This window comes from Neptuniibacter caesariensis (assembly GCF_000153345.1).
Lineage (GTDB): Bacteria > Pseudomonadota > Gammaproteobacteria > Pseudomonadales > Balneatricaceae > Neptuniibacter > Neptuniibacter caesariensis.
Map to the genome: position 1 here is coordinate 644,102 of NZ_CH724125.1, position 20,528 is coordinate 664,629.

At 46.7% G+C, this 20,528-nt stretch carries 19 protein-coding genes; 8 read left to right on the forward strand and 11 right to left on the reverse strand.

The features are described 5' to 3' along the window. Positions 1-20 precede the first annotated feature (20 nt). On the forward strand, positions 21-479 hold the full coding sequence (locus MED92_RS03190) for a hypothetical protein (RefSeq protein WP_007020039.1): 459 nt from the start codon (positions 21-23) through the stop codon (positions 477-479). Between the two features lie 10 nt (positions 480-489). Here MED92_RS03190 and MED92_RS03195 read toward each other — a convergent pair whose 3' ends face one another. Beyond that, complete coding sequence (locus tag MED92_RS03195) at positions 490-870, reverse strand: carboxymuconolactone decarboxylase family protein (protein WP_007020040.1); 381 nt, start codon at positions 868-870, stop codon at positions 490-492. A gap of 197 nt (positions 871-1,067) precedes the next feature. On the opposite strand from MED92_RS03195, the gene MED92_RS03200 reads away from it, so the two are divergent. Continuing rightward, on the forward strand, positions 1,068-2,672 hold the full coding sequence (locus tag MED92_RS03200; protein WP_040661488.1) for an ABC-F family ATPase: 1,605 nt from the start codon (positions 1,068-1,070) through the stop codon (positions 2,670-2,672). 188 nt (positions 2,673-2,860) lie between these two features. Continuing rightward, positions 2,861-3,589 carry a sulfite exporter TauE/SafE family protein gene (locus tag MED92_RS03205; protein WP_007020042.1) on the forward strand — a complete coding sequence of 243 codons (729 nt, stop codon included), beginning with the start codon at positions 2,861-2,863 and terminating at the stop codon, positions 3,587-3,589. 8 nt (positions 3,590-3,597) lie between these two features. On the opposite strand, the gene MED92_RS03210 is transcribed toward MED92_RS03205, so the two are convergent. The 5 genes from MED92_RS03210 to MED92_RS03230 form a co-directional block, all read right to left on the reverse strand. Then, positions 3,598-4,845 carry an MFS transporter gene (locus MED92_RS03210; protein ID WP_007020043.1) on the reverse strand — a complete coding sequence of 416 codons (1,248 nt, stop codon included), beginning with the start codon at positions 4,843-4,845 and terminating at the stop codon, positions 3,598-3,600. Between the two features lie 87 nt (positions 4,846-4,932). Next, positions 4,933-5,313: a RidA family protein gene (locus MED92_RS03215; protein ID WP_007020044.1), complete on the reverse strand. Its 381-nt coding sequence runs from the start codon at positions 5,311-5,313 to the stop codon at positions 4,933-4,935. 71 nt (positions 5,314-5,384) lie between these two features. Next, on the reverse strand, positions 5,385-6,968 hold the full coding sequence (locus MED92_RS03220; protein WP_007020045.1) for a BCCT family transporter: 1,584 nt from the start codon (positions 6,966-6,968) through the stop codon (positions 5,385-5,387). Positions 6,969-7,066: 98 nt separating this feature from the next. Next, on the reverse strand, positions 7,067-8,074 hold the full coding sequence (locus MED92_RS03225) for a dipeptidase (protein WP_007020046.1): 1,008 nt from the start codon (positions 8,072-8,074) through the stop codon (positions 7,067-7,069). Positions 8,075-8,109: 35 nt separating this feature from the next. Next, positions 8,110-9,555 carry an aldehyde dehydrogenase family protein gene (locus MED92_RS03230; protein WP_007020047.1) on the reverse strand — a complete coding sequence of 482 codons (1,446 nt, stop codon included), beginning with the start codon at positions 9,553-9,555 and terminating at the stop codon, positions 8,110-8,112. A gap of 166 nt (positions 9,556-9,721) precedes the next feature. On the opposite strand from MED92_RS03230, the gene MED92_RS03235 reads away from it, so the two are divergent. From MED92_RS03235 to MED92_RS03255, 5 genes are all read left to right on the forward strand, one after another. Continuing rightward, positions 9,722-10,618, forward strand: a complete 897-nt coding sequence (locus MED92_RS03235) for a LysR family transcriptional regulator (protein WP_007020048.1) — start codon at positions 9,722-9,724, stop codon at positions 10,616-10,618. A gap of 420 nt (positions 10,619-11,038) precedes the next feature. Continuing rightward, positions 11,039-12,760 (forward strand): hypothetical protein, encoded by a 1,722-nt coding sequence (locus MED92_RS03240; protein WP_007020049.1) that lies wholly within the window; start codon positions 11,039-11,041, stop codon positions 12,758-12,760. Next, positions 12,760-13,509 carry a DUF3726 domain-containing protein gene (locus tag MED92_RS03245; RefSeq protein WP_007020050.1) on the forward strand — a complete coding sequence of 250 codons (750 nt, stop codon included), beginning with the start codon at positions 12,760-12,762 and terminating at the stop codon, positions 13,507-13,509. Before MED92_RS03240 ends, MED92_RS03245 begins: the two co-directional genes overlap by 1 nt. Positions 13,510-13,683: 174 nt before the next feature. Beyond that, positions 13,684-14,460, forward strand: a complete 777-nt coding sequence (fdhD, locus tag MED92_RS03250) for a formate dehydrogenase accessory sulfurtransferase FdhD (RefSeq protein WP_007020051.1) — start codon at positions 13,684-13,686, stop codon at positions 14,458-14,460. Continuing rightward, a complete protein-coding gene (locus MED92_RS03255) occupies positions 14,457-16,769 on the forward strand; it encodes an FdhF/YdeP family oxidoreductase (RefSeq protein ID WP_007020052.1) in 2,313 nt (770 codons plus the stop codon). The genes fdhD and MED92_RS03255 overlap by 4 nt, the downstream gene beginning before the upstream one ends. A 79-nt stretch (positions 16,770-16,848) precedes the next feature. Here MED92_RS03255 and MED92_RS03260 read toward each other — a convergent pair whose 3' ends face one another. The 5 genes from MED92_RS03260 to MED92_RS03280 all read right to left on the reverse strand — a co-directional run. Then, a complete protein-coding gene (locus MED92_RS03260) occupies positions 16,849-17,979 on the reverse strand; it encodes a BaiN/RdsA family NAD(P)/FAD-dependent oxidoreductase (protein ID WP_007020053.1) in 1,131 nt (376 codons plus the stop codon). 108 nt (positions 17,980-18,087) lie between these two features. Next, positions 18,088-18,330, reverse strand: a complete 243-nt coding sequence (locus tag MED92_RS03265; protein WP_007020054.1) for a CDGSH iron-sulfur domain-containing protein — start codon at positions 18,328-18,330, stop codon at positions 18,088-18,090. A gap of 117 nt (positions 18,331-18,447) precedes the next feature. Next, entirely contained in the window at positions 18,448-19,260 is an 813-nt protein-coding gene (locus tag MED92_RS03270; RefSeq protein ID WP_007020055.1) for a hypothetical protein, read from the reverse strand. Positions 19,261-19,286: 26 nt separating this feature from the next. Next, entirely contained in the window at positions 19,287-20,165 is an 879-nt protein-coding gene (locus MED92_RS03275; RefSeq protein WP_007020056.1) for a metal ABC transporter permease, read from the reverse strand. Beyond that, the coding region (locus tag MED92_RS03280; protein WP_007020057.1) for an ATP-binding cassette domain-containing protein at positions 20,165-20,528 on the reverse strand (364 nt) is incomplete at its 5' end. The genes MED92_RS03280 and MED92_RS03275, both read right to left, overlap by 1 nt.

The window sequence follows — 20,528 nt, forward strand, 5'->3', positions numbered from 1 at the left end:
TAAAATTGAGCATCGTACCTATGGCTAGATTTAACGGACTTAAATTTGCACCACAAAGCCTGACTTTCATTCTGCTATCACTACTATTAAGTACTCAGGCAAGCGCGACTGCATTTTTCATTGATGAGCCAAAGAAACCTTCCGGCTACTATAGCAATGATGACGTACGCTCAGAAAAAATAGACAACAGTAAACAACAGCCAGGCAAAAACTATAGCCGTAAACACAGCAAAGTTGCGGGCTATCTTAACAGCAACCAGGATCCGGTTGCTGCCGAAGCCAAGTGGGAATCAGAGAAGATCCTTCGCGTTGGCGTAATCCGCCGCTCCCTGGCTGATGAAGCGTACGCGAATCGAGTATGCGATCTTATGTCAGCCTACCAGATGCCCAACCAAGGCATGACCGTCAGAATTATCTACCTACCCAACCTGGTCGCATTTCACCGACTGGAAACACTGGTTGAGCATCAGTGTGCTTAAGAAGGGAACACTACTTCCCTTCGTACTCTTCCAGCACTTCTTTAGCCGCACGAAACGCTTCCTGTGCAGCAGGTGCACCACAATAAACAATCGAATGCAGAAGGACTTCTTTGATCTCTTCCGGCGTACAGCCATTGTTTAACGCGCCACGGACATGCCCCTTTAATTCGGTTGGTGCTTTCAAAGCAGCCAGCATGGCAATCGTTACTAGGGAGCGAGTACTACGCGGAAGCCCCTCACGTTGCCAGGTACTACCCCAGGCGTGTTCATTGATCCAGTCCTGAAGATCCTGTGTGGTCTCATTGGTGTTGTCGATCGCCTTCTGGACGAACGCTTCGCCCATTACCTCTGTACGCACTTTTAAGCCGTTATCGTAATCTTCTCTAGCCATGTTTCATTCCTTTAACTGATCAGCAGATGATAACAAAACATTAACCCAGCCGAGCAAAGTAAAAGGTATGAGATTACTTAACTCGATATCGCAATAAACTCACTTTTCACCGCCTTTTTCTGGTAGAGTACGCGCCTCTGTCACAGCACTGAAAAAGCGGCTGTAGATCTTCTATTTTTTACCCTCAGGACACTCCCTTGATATCCTCTGCGAACATCACAATGCAGTTTGGCGCTGAGCCATTGTTTGAAAATATTTCGGCTAAATTCGGTAACGGTAATCGTTATGGTTTGATTGGCGCTAACGGCTGCGGTAAATCCACTTTCATGAAGATTCTCAGTGGTGATCTGGTGCCGACTTCTGGCAACGTGTCTATCACACCGGGTGAGAAGATGGGGGTACTCAGCCAGGATCAGTTCGCTTTTGAGGAATACACCGTTATTGATGCGGTCATCATGGGTGATACTGAACTTTGGAAAGTGAAGCAGGAACGTGATCGTATCTACTCACTACCGGAAATGTCCGAAGAAGACGGCATGAAGGTTGCCCACCTGGAAAGCGAATTTGCTGAGATGGATGGTTACACCGCTGAAAGCCGTGCGGGTGATATCCTGTTAGAAGCGGGTATTGCCGAAGAATACCATTTTGGTTTGATGAGTCAGGTAGCCCCTGGTTGGAAATTGCGCGTGCTGTTAGCTCAGGCGCTGTTTGCCAACCCTGATATTCTGTTACTGGACGAGCCGACCAACAACCTGGATATCCATACGATCAGCTGGCTTGAGTCCGTTCTGAACCAGCGAAAATGCACCATGATTATTATCTCCCATGATCGCCACTTCCTGAATGCGGTTTGCAACCATATGGCGGATATCGACTATGGCGAGTTAAGAATCTACCCGGGGAATTATGACTTTTTCCTGGAAGCGTCTGCCCTGATCCGTGAACAGTTATTAACGGACAACGCGAAAAAGAGCGCCGAACTCGATGAACTCCAATCCTTTGTAAACCGTTTTTCTGCTAACGCATCTAAAGCAAAACAGGCAAGCTCTCGTGCTAAAAAGATGGAAAAAATCGAGTTAGCTGAAGTTAAAGCCTCGAGCCGTCAGATTCCCTATATCACGTTCAAGCAGGATAAAAAGTTACATCGCCAAGCGCTTATTCTGGAAGATGTCGGCCATGGTTTTGAAGATAATCCCCTGTTTGCAGATGGAAACCTTATATTAGAAGCCGGTGCAAAACTTGCGGTTATTGGTGAAAACGGTGCGGGTAAAACCACCTTCTTACGCTGCCTTATGGACGAACTTCAAGCCAATGAAGGCACGATCAAATGGTCAGAAAATGCCGTGATTGGCTACTGCCCACAAGATAGCAGTGCTGATTTTGATTGCGACCTGACACTCTTCGAATGGATGTCCCAGTGGCGTACACCAAAACATGACGATCTGAAAGTAAGAGCGATGTTAGGCCGCCTGCTTTTTACTGCTGATGACTTTAATAAGAAAGTTAACGTCTGTTCCGGTGGAGAGAAAAACCGTCTGCTGTTTGGCAAAATGATGATGATGGATCTGAACGTCCTGATTATGGATGAGCCAACCAACCACATGGATATGGAAGCAATCGAAGCCTTGAACAATGCCCTCCTCGGCTTTGACGGAACACTGATCTTTGTCAGCCATGACCGTGCTTTTGTCTCTTCGTTGGCCACTCATATTATCGAGATAAAAGATCAGAAGATGATCAATTTCCACGGTACCTTTGATGAGTACATGGATAGCCAGAAAATCGCAGCGGAAGTTGCTTAAAAACCGCGATGGATACCCACTAAAAAGGGCCTGATAAAATCAGGCCCTTTTAAAATAGCTACTCCATCTGCAGCACAACTAAACCAATTAAGCCCATCTAAAAAAGTCCTTATTAATCAATAAGATTTTCAAATAACTAAGAGAGAAAAATACATTTAAAATAATACTTTTTACGATCCTGTCTCAGCATGCCGTTACCCTACGATTTATACATTTTTGCTTTTATCATTGTTGCTTTCGCCTCTTTCATACAAAGCCTGGCAGGGATTGGGCTGGCATTAGTTGCTGCACCAATTCTCGTCATAATTGACGCAAGATTTCTCCCCGGTCCGATACTCACCCTCGGATGCTGTCTTTCACTCTTAATGTCACTACGTCATCGAAAGTCCATTCAGCTGGGAAGAACTGCTATAGCGCTTTACGGCCGTATTCCTGGATCCCTTCTAGGGATAGTACTGTTGAGCCTTATACCGCAAAGCCTGATTTCATTAGGCTTTGCATTATTGATAATCTTATCGGTAGCAATCAGTTATCATCATATTAAGGTAGCGCCAACCAATGAGAACTTACTTATTGCAGGTTTCTTTTCTGGCTTGATGGGGACGACAACATCTATAGGGGGCCCACCCATCGCTTTGGTCTATCAGAACAGTCGGGAGGAAATTGTTCGGGCGCAGTTAGGCTTTTATTTTTTGATAGGTACAAGCTTGTCCATCATTATGCTGTTGATCTCCGGAAACTATTCTTTAAAACAGATAGAGCTTACCCTGCCTTTAATTCCAGCAACACTAGTAGGGTTCAAGCTTTCAGAAATATTCTGTAATAGTATGAACAGCGCTCAAATAAAACTATATATAGCGTTTATTTCTATCAGTTCATGTTTGGTTATTATTTATCGGGAGATCCTCTCCTTTTAATCCATACCCTAACTGTCACTTGTTATCCTTGATTCTTCAGGCGCCATCTCTACCACCGCTCCGGTAACAGCCCCTCCCTGCATCACAAAATGAGTCTGCTCTTCAACAGGAAGCGCAGGTCGCATCTTGATTCTATAAATAACAAAAACAGCCAAGAGAAGTTGAGTTACTGCCAGACAATAGAACAGGCCTGCACTGCCCACCCATTCCATAACCAGTGAAGCGCTATAAGGACCGACAACCCCTCCGAAAGCAAAAGCCAACACCATGCATCCCATTGCGGCAACTAATTGATCTTTTTCCAACTTATCAAAGGTTTCACTGAGGCTAAGAGGATAGGTACAGGCAATAATTCCACAACTTAACGCTGTAGTTATGAATAACCCAGTAAGGTTCTCCATTTCAGCAAACCAGGTAGCCGCAACACAACTTACTGCAGACACTGACAACAGAGAAAATAATACCGTTCGCCGATCATATTTATCTGATAAAAACCCTACCGGGAATTGCAATAAGAAAGCCCCGAGAATTGCCACACCCATATACAATGAAAGTTGAAAATCAACAATACTGTTTTCATTGGCAAACACTGGCAATAAATTAAAAATGGCCGCGTAAATACTACCTGCGACCAAACAACTCACAACGCCCAGAGGGGAGATCCGATACAGAGCCAACAGTGAAATAGATTTTGCCTCTTCAATACGCGGGCCTTTATGTTTACTCAGGGCGATGGGGATAACAGCCAAGCATAGTAAAATACCTCCGATAACAAATAGCTTAGATTCTTCTGGTTCGGCCAGATTCATAAAGAATTGCCCGGCGAACAACCCTGCAAGCATAGTTGCATTGTAGACAGCCAGTACACGGCCACGGTTCGAAGGCGTTGTGCGATCACTTAGCCAGCTTTCCATTGCAGAAAATGCGCTGGCATTACAAAAGCCCAACACCATCCGCATGCAACCCCAGAGATAAATATCCTCATGCAAACTGCATATCAGAATACTGACTGCACCTATAGAGACACAACCTGCGAACATACGAATGTGTCCAGCGCGGATGATCAGTTTTTTACTGTATATTGCGCCTACTAACACCCCGACAAAATACAGAGACTGCACAAAACCTATACTGTCGGTATCAAACTCTTCTAGCGCCATCCGCACAGGCATCAGAACGTTAATTAAGCCGTTAGCTGTCAACAAAATAAAGCAGCTTATAAACAACGAGATCAACGAAAACAGTGTTGCGCGCATAATAAGCACCAATCGTTCAGGGGTAGTAATTGCAAAGAAAAAGCCAACAGATCCTGTTGGCTATCAGATAGAAAAGGGTAAGTTCGGTTAGCTGTTAGGAACTACAGCGTAAGCAACAATCTCACATAGCATCTCTTCACGCGCCAGACCTGCAACAACCATAGCTGCACGATTTGGATAAGGCGCGTCAAAATACTCGGCGTACACCTTGTTGAATACCGGCAGTTGATCACGATCCGTCACATAGATGAGTACTTGGGTAACTGCATCCATAGTAAGCTCGGCAGATTCGATGGTATGTTTAAAATTCTCCATAGTCTGACGGGCCTGAGCTTCAATTCCACCCTCTACTACCTTTCCTTCTGCATCAATTGGTATCTGAGCTGTAGACAGCTGGCCATTGGCAACAACAGCCCATTCTAGTGGTGCTTTAGAGGCAAAAAGATCAGTTTTAATCGCTTTTTTCATAACAGTTCACTTTTGTAACAGAGAAAGGAGCGGCCGAGGCCGCTCAGTTGAATGGGAAGTAGATACCAGGATTACAGCCCTTGATCGTCAGCCATCTTTCTGGCGATCTGTGGTGCGGTCCAAAGAGATGGCAGCAATACCAGAGATACAGGAACAGCGGTTACCACAATGAAAGATTGCAGCGCAGAGATACCCCCGGAGCCAATCGATATCAGTAGTGCCGCAACGACCCCCATCATTACACCCCAGAACACGCGCACTGAGCTTTTTGGATGATCAGTACCCGTCATTACCATGGACACTGCATAGGTCATGGAGTCACCGGTAGTGGCTACAAAGATCGTTGTCAAAATCAGGAACAGCACTGAAATTACAAACCCTAAAGGCAGCTGTTCAGTGATAGCCAGTAGTGCAGCAGGCAGATTGAAACCAGTGAAAGGCTCAGAGATCACTCCTGGATTCGCCAGTTCAAATGCCAGTCCACTACCGCCAACAATGGTGAACCAGAAGCAGGTGATAATGGGTGCAACAATGGAGATCAGCAGAACCATTTCACGGATCGTACGTCCTTTAGAGATTCGCGCTACAAACATTGCCATCAGCGGGCCATAGCCCAGGAACCAGCCCCAGAAGAATACAGTCCACCAATCCAACCAGCCTGGATTAGCGCGGAATGTTGCCATTGGAATAAACTGGTCGAGGTAGATACCAAAGCCATGCAGGTAACCATCAATAATGAACCCGGTTGGACCGAAGAACAGAATGAATGCCATTAAACAAAAAGCCAGGAAAACATTGGCACGGCTAAGAATCTGAATACCCTTTGTTACACCACTCACCGCAGAAATAGTGTAGATGCCAATAAGGACACCGAGGATCGCTAACTGGGTAGTATAGGTGTTGGCAATACCGAACAATTTCTCAAGGCCAAAGCTTACCTGCAGGCCAAGAAACCCGATCGGTCCTACAGTACCCGCTACCACTGCCAGCACACAGCTCGCGTCAACTATAGCGCCTAACGGGCCGGTCATCACCTTATCGCCAAACACCGGATAAAGCAGAGTGCGTGGTTTCAGTGGCAAACCTTTTTCATAGTGCAGGTACATAAATACAATACCTGTCAGGCTCCCCAAGATCGCCCATGCCAGAAACCCCCAGTGCATAAAGCTTTGCGCCAGCGCGTTATATGCCGCTTCAGGGGTGCCTGCTTCGGTTCCCGCAAACAGAGGGGGAGACGATGTAAAGTGAGCCATTGGCTCTGCAGCAGCCCAGAACACGCCACCACCTGCAAGCAGTGTACACATGATGACTGAGATCCACTGGAAGGTAGGCATTTCTGGGGTTTTGATTCCACCAAGGACAACCGAACCAGTACGCCCCACGGTAAGGAAAAGGCCAATGACAAACGTAAGTAGCAACAGTACCTGCCAATAGGCACCGAAGTATTTTGTCGAAGTTGCAAAGGCGGTATTAACCCAGCCCGAAACCATTTCAATGTCATACAAGGCGAAAATAGCAAACAGCAAAAGTGCACCACCGCTGATAAACAGCACCGGCAAATCAACTCCTGCCAAGTATTTGCTATCTGACATGTTCGCCTCTTCTTGATTTTTAAGCTGCGTTTCAGGAACTGCAGCTTGCAGAGTATCACTCATTTTAGTTCTCCTGACGGGTCTTTATATTTATTTGTTATCAGGCAAATCAGTAGAACTGACTAATCCTAGTTAATCAGTTCTACAAACATTGTCATTGCTTAAGACTCTTGCTTTGGCTTCAGCCCCTCATCAAGGAAATTAAGCCAGTTCAACCCCATGATTTTGGCTACATCTTCATTACTGAAGCCTCGCTCGACTAAACCACGGGTTAAATTTGGGAAATCTCGGCTATCGCGGAACCAGCTCAGGGGACGTGGCCAGTCAGCATTCGACTTAGAGCCTTCACCGTAATCCATGTCCTTAGACCAGCGACCGTTACGCATCCATTCGAGTACAGATAGAGGTTGCTCCTGACAAAGATCGGTACCTATTCCGATCCGATCGATGCCCATCATGTCGGCAGTGCCGGCAACCATGTCGCAGAAATCTTCTAAAGTGCAATCCGGGCCGTTTTTCAAATGAAACGGATAAAGGCTGAAACCTAACAAACCACCGGATTCACCCAGAGCTTTTAATACCTTGTCAGACTTATTACGCTTTGCTGCATGGAAGCTCAAAGGGTTTGCGTGAGAGATAACAATTGGGCGTTCCGATATCTCGATCGCTTCAAGCGTGCTGCGCTCACCACTGTGGCTCATATCCACAATCATGCCGACTCGGTTCATCTCTTTAATGGCCTGGCGACCAAAACGGGTCACACCACTGTCTTCCGCCTCATAACAACCACAAGCTAATAAGCTTTGATTGTTATAAGTCAGTTGCATAATCATCAGATTCAGCTCACGCATCACCTCGACCATGCCAATATCGTCCTCAATGGGTGAACAGTTCTGAGCACCAAACATGATGCCAACCTTGCCCAGCTGTTTTGCCAGCCTAATATCCGCAGCACTTTTTACCGGCATAATCAAATCACTGTTCATTTCAAAGTGACGATTCCATTCGGCAATGCGCATTAGCGTTTCACGGATCTGCTCGTGGTAAACAATGGTGGCATGCACCATCGTTACGCCCCCCTCCCGGAGCTGCTCGAAGATCTTCCGGTTCCAGTTCGAATACTGGAGGCCGTCGACTACGATCATCTCGTTATGTAATTCGTTATGCATGACAATCTCTCCGTCTCAGCATTACAAAATTGTTGTTAGGCGCTGATATAGGTTGTCTTCACAACGGTGTAGAACTCTTTGGCATACGTACCCTGTTCTCGCGGGCCGAAGCTAGAATCTTTACGGCCACCAAAAGGAACGTGGTAGTCAGTCCCTGCTGTTGGCAGGTTAACCATCACACAACCAGTTTTGGCATTTCGTTTAAAGTCAGATGCGTGTTTCAGGGATTGCGTGCAGATACCACCAGTCAGACCAAAGTTAGTATCGTTCAGTGTTGCCAACGCTTCGTCGTAATCCTTTACCTTGATGACACACGCAATCGGCGCAAACGCTTCATCACGGTTAATCGTCATTGCATTTGTAGTTTCGGTGAACAGTGCCGGTTGCATGAAGTAGCCCTCAGTCTCTTCATTAAGAACTTCACCGCCATATACCAGATTGCCACCTTCTTTCTTGGCCAGTTCCAGGTATTCCAGGTTCTGTTCCATCTGACGTGCATCAGCCACTGCACCGATATGAACCCCGGCTTTAAGTGGGTGCCCAACAACCAGCTTCTTCATACGCTCGACCATTGCTTCTACAAAACGATCGTGAATACCTTCTGTAACAATCAGTCGTGAGGACGCCGTACATTTCTGACCTGTACCGCCGTAAGCACCGCCTACAGCACATTCAACAGCATTTTCAAGATCCGCATCATCCAGAACTACCAGAGCATTCTTACTGCCCATCTCAAGCTGGCATTTAACTAGGTTAACCGCCGTTGCAGCAGCAACCTTGCGGCCAGTTTCCAACGAACCGGTAAAGGTCAGCGCATTAATATCACGGGAGTTAATCAGCACATCACCTACTTCTGCACCAGGCCCCATAACCAGGTTAAAGGTACCCGCAGGCAGGTTTTGGCGAGATATAATTTCCGTTAGAGCCCAGGCTGATGCAGGGACCTGATTGGCAGGTTTCCAAACAATTGCATTACCAAAAGCCAGTGCAGGCGCGATCTTCCATGCACCTGTTGCAGTCGGAAAGTTCCAAGGTGTGATAATGCCCACAACACCAACTGGCTCACGGCGAGTTTCAATCTCTATACCGGGACGAACAGAGTCAGCTGTTTCGCCCATCTGACGCAGAACTTCTGCTGCGTAGTAGTGAAAGAACTGACCGGAGCGATATGTTTCACCCACTCCCTCTGCGAGAGTTTTGCCTTCTTCACGGGCCAGAATTTCACCTAATTCATCTTTACGTGCGATCAGCTCATCACCAATCGCCATCAAAACAGAGTAACGTTGCTCCAGGCCACTCTTCTGCCATTCTTTCTGGCCCTCCTGCGCTGCAGCGATCGCAGCCTCAGTTTGCACCTTATCCGCCTGAGCATAATGACCGATCACATCGCTGGTATCGGCAGGGCTGATGTTTGCCACGCTGCCTTTACTACCTTCTACCCACTCACCTGCAATGTAATTACGAAAAACTGAATCAGACATATCGACCTCCTAAAGTTGTTAATCACATCTTAGGGGGGAAGTTTGGATAATAAAAATTAATAATTAATATTTGACGATAAGGTTTTCTTATCACTATATTGGTACAGCGCTCAAACAACACCTTTGACCCCAATTCTGAAGATAAATAGAGCCATAGGAGATAATTATGTTGCCTGAATTAAAGATCACTCAGTTGAGACATTTTGTTTGGGTAGCAGAACTGAAAGGCTTCCACCTTGCTGCAGAGAAAGCGCACCGCACACAACCGGCGATATCACTTTCTATCAAGGATCTGGAAAATAAGCTGGGAGAGTCGCTGTTTGAAAAGCGAAACACCAAAACTACTAAAACTGAACTAACTCCTTTTGGTAAATCCTTTCTGCCCAAAGCCAAAGAACTAATCGAACACCACGATCGCATCGCTCAAGATATGACCTTACTGGCAGAACATAAAACAGGTCATCTGCGTCTAGCTTCCGTGCCCTCGATTGCAAGCAGAATGCTACCGGAGATCTTATCTAAGTTTGTTGAAAACGCCCCTAATCTTCATATCAGTTTCTTTGATGATAATGCCGGGGCAGTTTTAAAGATGGTGGAAAACAAGCAAGTGGACTTCGGGATAGCTAGCATGTGGGAAGCGGATGAACATAGTGATAAAACATTCACCCCGATATGGGAAGACCAGATTGGGGTAGTTTGCCGTAGCGACCACCCTTTAGCAGATAAATCTGAACTGCATTGGAAAGAGTTACGTGATCACCGCTTAATAAGTAACGGCACCTCTCGCCTGCTTCAGGAAACCGATGCTGCTCCCCTTCTGACATCATCACAGTTCTATATCTCTAATATGATTTCACTCATAGCTATGCTTGAACAGGGATTAGGCATCAGCACACTGCCCGGCTTTGCTTTCCCACAAGGCAACCCCAATTTGAGGTTCATCCCTTTAAAAGAACCGGATATTGTCCGCCAAATAGGGATTATCCAGATGAGCAATAAAAGCCTGACCCCCGCAGCAGAGTCCTTAATCCAGTTTATTCTAGACTCAACGGGTAAAGGCTAGCTGTCACCATTTCTAATAGAAGGCAAAAATGGACTATTTATTTTTTTAAAGCGATAGGTCCTGTAAACCCAGCGCCTCAAACCATAGAAAAAATAATACCTTCAGCACTATTGATAAGTTTATCTTATCGAGCGATATAACCTTTTGATTTGTACGTTCTTAACTATTTTCCCATGATAAACGAGTCACTACGGTCGCTGACGTACTGTAGTTGATCATCAGGCTTCAGAAGCAGTCTGATTTGTTTACACCGGGTAACGGGTTAATACTTTAACCATACAGGTGTGGCTCTCTCTGTAGAAAACAACTAATGCGAAACCCGCAGAGAATCAGAGTTCGTTGGTTTCCACACATCTATGCTGTATCCGGGTTTCATACCGGCCATTTAAAAAAGATGTGTTGCAATAGAGGATTATAATAATGACAACACCTGCTGCTATCCTTACCTCACTCAGAGGTGATAATGCATTGCCACTCCGCCCTGCCAACCAAGTCATGGACCTGGAGCGCTTAGGTTCGTTGCACCAAAGCCGCTTAAGTTTTATGCGCACGCTGGTCCGTCGGATTATGAAAGAACGCTGGCAGATCACCCCAGCCGTGTTCCAACTGGATAAAGACGGCTACGGCACTGTTATCTATAAAATCAACGCCCCTCACGGGGTATTCAGCTTCGTACTTTTCTCAGATTATCTCTCTTCAGAAGAACGTAACGACCGCGTTATCGCCACCAAGTGGGACCTGACCATGGCGCTTGTCGAAGGTGAAGTTGATGATGTCTACCTGGAAAAACTACGTCAGAACGTACCTAAACAAGAAGCAGGTCGAGTTGATTCGCGGGTGTTTGTTCTCTCAAGGGCCAACCGTAGTGCACGTAATTTTGATTATGTAGTCGAGCAGTTAGCACAGGGCAAACAGCCGGATGCCGAACGAATTGCCAAAGTTGGCTATTTGTACCGTACTACTGCAGTTTACGGCAGCGGGAAATTAGGTATGGCTGACTGGGAAAAAGTACGCAGCAAATTCCCTGATTTTGCCCGCCCTTTTGCAGGTGAGATGTTTGTCTGCCTGATGTTACGCAATTTCAGCCTACTCCAGGCTGAGCATATTGCCAAACACAAGTCCCCCGAGAACTTTGCCCCATTTGAGCCAGAGATCAAACGTTATTTTGGCATTGGCAACTCAACAGGGCTGGGCATGGCTCCTTATCTGGTTAACCATCCATTGCTGATCAATCAGTGGGTAGAGATGCGAGAGCTGGCCCTGGCACGTGTCCGCGCTTTAGGACATATTGATGACAGTATCAAACAAGAATTCAATTGCTTAATTGATCGCAGCTACATACACACGGCTGAAACTGAAACTGAAGATGAGTGGCAGACGGATAATAACCAGAAGGTATTGCAGGACTTAACATCATTGAAACAACACACGAATAATGGTTTCAGTGGCTGGGATGAGCTATTGCAATGGAGTGAGACTAACTGCTCCCTTCAAGGTCAGGAGATGCTAGTTTCTATCATGCTGGAACTCTACCCGGAACTGGTCGATGAACTTGAAGAGTTTCACAATGCTGACGAAGTCCTCGAACTGGATCCTCTGATGCCCCTTCAGGTATTGAAACAAGTGATTGAAAGCCGTTATGACTGGGCGCTTGCTATTGATTTTACAGCTGAAGGCACACGTGAAACATGCTGGTATCGCTCCGAAGAGAAGATGGAACCTCGTCTGGGTAGCGTCGCTGACCTGGAAGCGAAAGATAAGCAAATGGCACTCGGTGTCGGATACGCGGTACGTAAATGCTACAACCATCTCTGCGAGTATATGGACGAGCACGCCGATCACACCACCGCCCGCTTTATGGTTGCCCACCCTAAAATGCGTGGCATAGTACGACGTATTCAAAGCATGAACCGCTGCATCTATGGTGATATTCAAGCTAACTTGCTAGATAGAAACATCCTGCCGATGCACCTGCTGCGCTGTAAACTGGCCTTCTTTGGGGTAAGTAAGTTTGACCCGCGTTCTCGACTATGGGTACGTAATACCATGTTCCAGGGGGCCCCTTTACTCGAAGATATTGGCAAACCCTTTAACGATGACTGGTTCATGCCACTGGCACCAAAACAGCAGGGAGTAAACTAATGAAAATATCCATGAATGAATTGAGTGCAGCCCTACGCCGCTGTTTTGAAGCTACCGGCTACTTCGTAGGTAATTACGAAGACGCTGCCAACATGATCCTTTGGCTGGAAAAGCATGGTTTAAAAGGGCTGGATGAATTAACCCGTGCTTTGCCCTTCATCAATACAGACAGTGATAAGCCACTGAGTAGCGTAGTTTATGAAGACAAGACCTCTGCCATCATTGATAGCCATGGCCGCAGCGCTCTCAACTGTATCGCAGCCTCAGTCGATCTTGCTCATGCCAAGGCGCTGGAAAATGGCATAGCAACCGTTACCGTACATAACTGCCATAATCGTAAATTTATCCTTAAAGCTCTCACGGATTGTGGCCGCAGAGGAATTAGCGCTGCAGCATATTGGCAAAACGGCAGCCATGTTATTACAGAACATACTGCGGCGATAAAAGCCGGTGATCGCTACCCAAGTTACAGTGAAGCAACAACAGCCCTTGAGGTTAACGATTTAGATGCTCAGGCATTGACCATTATCTGTAGTTCACGGGTAGACCTGACCTCTTCATTGCAACATTCGAGAGGAAACTCCAATACCCTTGATGTATCTGCTGAAAAGGTAGCATCAAATAAAGAAGAAGCGGTTGCTAACGGTATCAACATTGATGATGAACTCTGGGGCGAGATAAACCGCCTAGGTACAGGCATTTTGGTCAGTTCCAGTGAGCAGTCCCGTTTAGGCGCAGGAGGGCGCTAATCTATATCCACTAAACTTTGCGTCGACCTGCTAGCTTGCTTATTAGCTAGTTTATTGCCCCCGTCCCGGGGGCTTTTTTAGAAAGGGTATATGGAGCGAAACTTCAGTTAACGGTTCAGCCAACACCCGCTAGCCAGCTATTAAGGGTAGACTTTAACTAGTTATCATAAATTCATGCAAAAAATGTGTAGCCAATCTAAATCTCACGCAATCGAAACACCTGTCAGCATTGCTATTAATGGGATAGCTCATGCAGTGATGATGGTTACCCCGACTAATCTGAAATACTATGCTGCCGGGTTTGCCTTCGCTGAAGGAATCGTTGATCACATTGAACAGATACGGGATATTACTATTCGTGAAGATTCCCACCAGATTAATAGCGCTGAACAAGACCTCAAGGTAAAAAGCCTGATCGTGGATCTGCGCATTAGCCCCCGGCAATTTCATGAATACAAGAAAAGACAAAGTTTCAGGCGAGGGTTAACCAGTTGCGGGCTCTGTGGCAGTGCAGCGATAAGCGAAGCATTACCCGGCATTAACCCTCTTCACGAAACAAAGATTCCAACCTCTGACCTATTAATAAATGCCCATAAGAATATTAAATCATCTGCAGGCCTACACACTGCACAATTAATAGACCCTTCCGGCACCATATTAACTACGCAGGAAGATATCGGGCGGCATAATGCGTTAGATAAAGTGCTCGGCTTTGCGTTGTTTGAACAGCTCAAGCTAAGCCAGCACTTCGTAATATTAACCAGCCGCTGCAGCGTCGAGTTGGTACAAAAAGCAGCCAGAGCAGGACTCTCTACTCTGGTTAATCTCTCCAGCCCCAGCAATCTTGCGATAGATATGGCACAGCACTATAAATTAAACCTTATTCAGGTCACCCGCTCAGGGGAGATCAGGGTCTACACACATTCGAATTCTCTCGGGGGTGAACTATGAAAAAGCAAAAGTCATCGAACAGCGACAGAGCAGAGATCCAGAAACCCTCTGATGATAAACCAGCTGGCGGTTGGGGCGCACTGCAAAGTACAACGACGCACCTCCTGCAAAGCAAGAATGCCGCGAAAAATATCAAAACCCTGCTTAATACCAACCAACACGATGGCTTTGACTGCCCCGGATGCGCTTGGGGTGAAGAGAAAAACCCGAGCAGAATCCGTTTTTGTGAAAACGGGGCTAAAGCTGTTAACTGGGAAGCAACATCTAAGAAAGTTGATCGGACATTCTTCGCCAAGTACCAAGTGAGCTGGTTAAAACAACAAACCAACTACTATCTTGAATATCAGGGGCGGCTTTGTGAGCCCATGCGTTATGATGCTGACTCTGATAAATACTTACCGATCACATGGGATCAGGCATACAATTTAATTGCAGATCACCTTCACAACCTTCAACACCCTGATCAACTTGAACTCTATACCTCTGGCAGGGCCAGCAATGAAGCGGCTTACCTATACCAGCTGTTTGGCAGGATGTTTGGTACGAACAATTTCCCTGATTGCTCCAACATGTGTCATGAAGCCAGTGGCGTCGCTCTTAGCAGTAGCATAGGAATCGGCAAAGGCACAGTAACTCTGGAAGACTTCGAACACGCTGATGCAATTTTTGTTTTCGGTCAGAACCCGGGCACTAATCATCCCCGCATGTTAGACACCTTGCGAGGAGCCATTAAGCGTGGTGCAAGCGTAGTCATATTTAACACCCTGAAAGAGCGTGGTCTTGAAAAATTTCAGCACCCACAAGATCCGATTGAAATGCTATCGAATAGTTCAACGACCATGAACTCGTTGTACTTTACCCCGCACCTTGGTGGAGATATGGCCATTATCCGCGGGATGGTAAAGGCTCTTTTGGAAAGAAGTGACTTTACACCCGACTCCGGCTTTCTATCCGAACACGCAACCGGTGTTGCCGATTACCTGAATACAGTTAAAGAAACAGACTGGAGCCAGATATGCGAGCAATCCGGTCTGGAGCAATCAGAGATAGAAACAGCGGCAGAGGTCTATGCAAAATCAAACCGGGTTATCAGCACCTGGGCTATGGGGCTAACGCAACATTTCCACTCTGTGGCCACGTTGCATGAACTGGTTAACTGGATGGCGCTCAATGGGAATATAGGAAAAAAAGGGGCGGGGCTCTGCCCTGTCCGAGGTCACAGTAATGTTCAAGGTGACCGGACGATGGGAATTAATGAACGCCCTTCTGCAGACTTTCTTGATAGCCTTGAAGAGAGATTCGATTTTGATGCTCCGCGTAACCACGGCCATTCCACAGTAGAGGCCATAGAGGCGATGCGATCGGGTGAAAGTAAAGTATTTATTGGCCTTGGCGGTAATTTTGCTGCAGCCACACCAGATACCCCGGTAACAGAAAGCGCTTTGGCTAACTGTGATCTTACTGTACATATCAGCACTAAACTCAATCGTTCTCATCTGATTACAGGTAAAGATGCGCTAATTCTGCCTTGCCTTGGCAGAACAGATATAGACCTTCAACAAAGTGGAGAGCAAAAAGTAACTGTAGAAGACTCTTTTAGCATGGTGCATGCATCTAAAGGAATTTTAGAGCCATTATCCAAGGAAATGCGTTCTGAACCAGATATTATCTGTGGAATCGCAGCCGCTTCTCTTGGCGAAGCCAAGGTGCCCTGGACAAGATTAGCAGAAGACTATTCGCTGGTACGTGATCTTATCGAAGATACTGTTTCAGGCTTCAATAACTTCAATCGTAAAATTGATCAGCCTGGTGGATTTTATCTGGGCAACAGTGCCCGTGAACGTATTTGGAAAACAGCTTCGGAAAAGCTGGCCTTCCACACTCATCAATTACCCACTGAAATTATTCCATTTTTGCCAGGTAGCAAACGCAGTAAAACCACATTAATACTGCAAACTATGCGATCCCACGACCAATACAACACCACAATATACGGAATGAATGACCGTTATCGGGGTATCAAAAATGAACGGAAGGTAGTTTTTATAAACCCGGAAGATATCACCCGTCTAGGTTATGAAGCGGACCAGCGGGTTAGCTTGCGAGCACTATGGCACGACGAAAAGGTTAGAGAAATTCACGGTTTCAGACTTGTTCCCTACGATATCCCTATCGGCAACATAGCGGCGTATTATCCGGAAACAAATCCGCTGATACCGCTAGATAGTTATGGGGAACAAAGTCGCACCCCTACGTCTAAAAGTATTGCTGTTGAACTATTTCCCTATCAATCCAACAAAATAGTCTGAAATAAGGAACAATTTTAGCCCCCTTTTTTCTATAAAAGAAAGGGGGAAGAGCTATCCTCGTTATAATTGTTTCCTGAAATTAAACCACCTGCCCCGCAGCAAATCCTGACGCCCAGGCCCACTGGAAGTTATGCCCTCCAAGATGACCGGTTACATCGAGGCATTCACCTATAAAATACAATCCCGGCGCTTTCTTGGCTTCCATAGTTTTCTGGTTAATCTCATTGGTATCGATACCGCCGATCGTAACTTCCGCTGTACGGTAGCCTTCGGTACCTGAAGGTTTCACTTTCCACTCGCGAAAGGCCTTATTGATTGCCTCCAGATCTTTGTTGGAGTGGTTGCCCATGATGCCGCTGAAACCAAACATCTGACACAGAACTTGCGCCACGCGTTTGCTCATCTGTTGCGCCATGATAGTTGTAATTTCCGCTTTAGGCCGCGCTTCACGTTGCTCCTTCAACCAGCTCAACAGATCAAATTCGGGGAACAGATCTATCTCGACCTCTCCACCTGGTTGCCAGTAAGAGGAGATCTGTAAAATCGCTGGTCCGCTCAAGCCACGGTGGGTAAAAAGCATATTCTCGACAAAGCTGGTTTTACCAATTGTCGCTTTAATCCGATGGGATACACCTGACAGCTCTTTAAGCACCTCTTTATCCTTAGGCTGAAGGGTGAAAGGCACCAGTGCCGCCGCACAAGGTAACACCTGCAATCCGTATTGCGCTGCGACATCATAGGCAAAGCTGGTTGCTCCACCATTGGGAATGGACAGACCACCGGTGGCAATTACGACTGATTCCGCCTGGATATCACCGCTACTGGTTTTGAGTAAGTAACCAGAGGCTTGCTTGTCGATTTTCTCTACTGAAGTTTCAGTGCGAATCTCGTTACCTGCCCATTCTGATTCAGTCAGCAGGACGCGGAGAATCTCTTTACTTGTCTCGTTACAGAACAGTTGGCCGAGGGTCTTTTCGTGATATTCAACACCGTGACGGTCAACCAGATCGATAAAATCCTGAGCCTTGTAGCGACTTAATGCTGATTTACAGAAGTGAGGGTTTTCCGAAAGGAAATTAGCCGGTGAGTTATGAATATTGGTGAAGTTACAACGTCCACCACCCGCCATGAGGATTTTACGACCGATTTTATTGCTGTGTTCCAGCACCAGAACTGAGCGCCCGCGATAACCCGCCGTTGCCGCACACATAAGGCCTGAAGCCCCTGCTCCGATTATTACAACATCGTACTGTGACACTGGCTTTCCTCACCGCCATTAGAAAGCGCGCTATCTTACCACAGCAATCACATGCCCCCATTAGTTTTTGTGGCTGCCATCGCACAGAGGAGGCCCTGAGGTTTGTTTACACATGCATAACCAGACATCGCCATCTTTTTCGGCAGTAAACACGATAGGATCCAGACCGGTTCCCTGATGTGATCCATCACAAAAAGGCTGACTTGCAGAACGACCACATGCGCACCAGGCGTATGTCTGGCCTGCTTCCAGGTGTACTTTAACCGGCGCATCCCCTGCCCGGTGTACGGGTGAATGAGACATGAGAGGGCTCTCCTCTTATGAAATTTAGCAATCAATTTTAGTCCTCAAACCCTGGACTAAATGGGGCTATCTTTCAGTAAACGTAGAAGAGAGCTTTAAAATGAGCAAATTTTCGCTCTACAGAGCCTGCTCCAATCGCTGCAGATTTACACTCAACCAATCATGCAGATTACCCTTAATCGGCTTATTCAAGCTATCAACCTGCCACTGCCCTTTGTGCATAAGTTGCTTCTTACTAAAAGCTATTATTTTCAGGCTTTCAGTTGCACAGTTGCTGGTTTCAACCGGTAAATAAGTCGCCTGCGCTAAAGGCATCAGCCGGTCTGATTCCAGACAGATCTCCGCTATATCATGCTCGAGAAGCAGTTGGTCCAGTTTAAGTGCATAGCCACGAATCGCTTGCTGAAGTGATTGCTGATTTTCTTTAATCTGTGCGGCATAGCGAGGCCAAACACGCAGCATATCGCGTGCAATAATCTGACTCATTACGATCAGGTTATCGGGTGCCATCCAGAACGCTGTCTGACCTTCCAGATCAGCTTCGGATAAGCGGATCTGTGCGCCGCCAGCCAGGATTTCAGTCGCGGCATCAATCTCTATCACAGCAATATTGTTACTGCGCATATGTTTTAGTAATGCGTATTCAGGCCAGACAGATTCCACCGTAATCAGGGCGGTGACCGGTTCTAATTTAGCAATAGCGGGTTGGCTTTTATGCTTTAACCAATTACTTATTCGGCTAACTGGTAGCCGCTTGGCCGGAAGGTATTTGACCGCAACCGGCGTGCTTTCCAGCAAGCTTTGATTAAGTGCATGCAAAACCGGCAACGCGCTGACAATAACAGGTTTGGGCTGCGTTTTTTTATGTGCTAACGCCCATGAACTTGTCATAAATAATGACGTAGAAAGTAACAGAAGCAGTGCTTTCATCGATATTCCTTAGAAGATACAACTCGCTAAGCGATAGCTTTTAAACGATTGAATATGACTGCCAGAACGAACCCTAAGCTGGCAAGAAGCACAATCGCGGCACCTGATGGGATCGGCAGATCCAGTGCCATCGGCATGATGATTCCGACAACACAACACAGCGTAGACAACAGGATGTTACTCCAGAAGAATTGCCTGATATTGCGTGTGACCAGACGCGCAGTCGTTGCAGGAATAAGCAACATGGCTCCGACCAGGATTGCCCCAGCAATTTTCACCGCCGCCACGGTGATTAGCGCGATCATCACCACGAATATGTAATCGAATAACCGGGTATTGATACCGTTGACTCTGGCCAATTCAGGATTAAGTGAAGCCAGCAGAGCTTGATTACCAAACATGATAGCAAGTAGCAAACAGATGGCACCGATCACTGCGAGAATAAACAAATCACGATCCTGTACGGTAAGGATCGAGCCAAAAAGCACATTCTCAATAATATGAATGTTTACCTTACGCGCCACATACAATAACAAGGCCGCGCCCATTGCAATGGCGACGGCAAGAAACACCCCAACCAGCGCATCATAAGGCACCTGGGTCCTGCTTTTAATCCAGTGCAACAGCAATGCGAAAATCAGGCAAAAACTAAACAGTGAAGCGTAAGGATGAGCCGCAGGCTCACCCAGCAAAATACCGATGGCGATCCCCGTGAGTGCCGCATGGCCCACCGCTTCAGAAAAGAAGGCCAATCGTTTAATAACGACCAGGCTCCCCATGCCCCCTAATAAAGGGCCGATAATCAATGCCGCCACCAATGCATTAATCAGAAAGCCATATTCAAAGATACCCGGCAATACCCCTTCAGCCTGCAACTGAAATGCCCAATTACGTAGTGATTCCATCAGGCAACTTCCCCTAATGATGCAGCACTTTGGCCCTGAATAGCCTGGTTAAGGTTCAACTGCTCCGGTGCGCCTTGCGATTGCAATCCACCATCGATAATTAAGACATTGTCAGCATGCTCGGCTACAAAGCTCATATCATGATGCACCATCACCAAGGTTTTACCTGATTGGCGAAGCGATAGAATTAGATCAGTAATCAATTGCTGACCATCCATATCAAGGCCTGTCATAGGTTCATCTAAAAACCATAAGGAGGCTGGGCGACTCAGCGCCTGCGCAAACATCAGCCGTTGTCGCTCACCACCCGAGAGCTGTCCTAACTGAAGCAGCCCCTTCCCTTGAAGCCCAACCTGTTCAAGC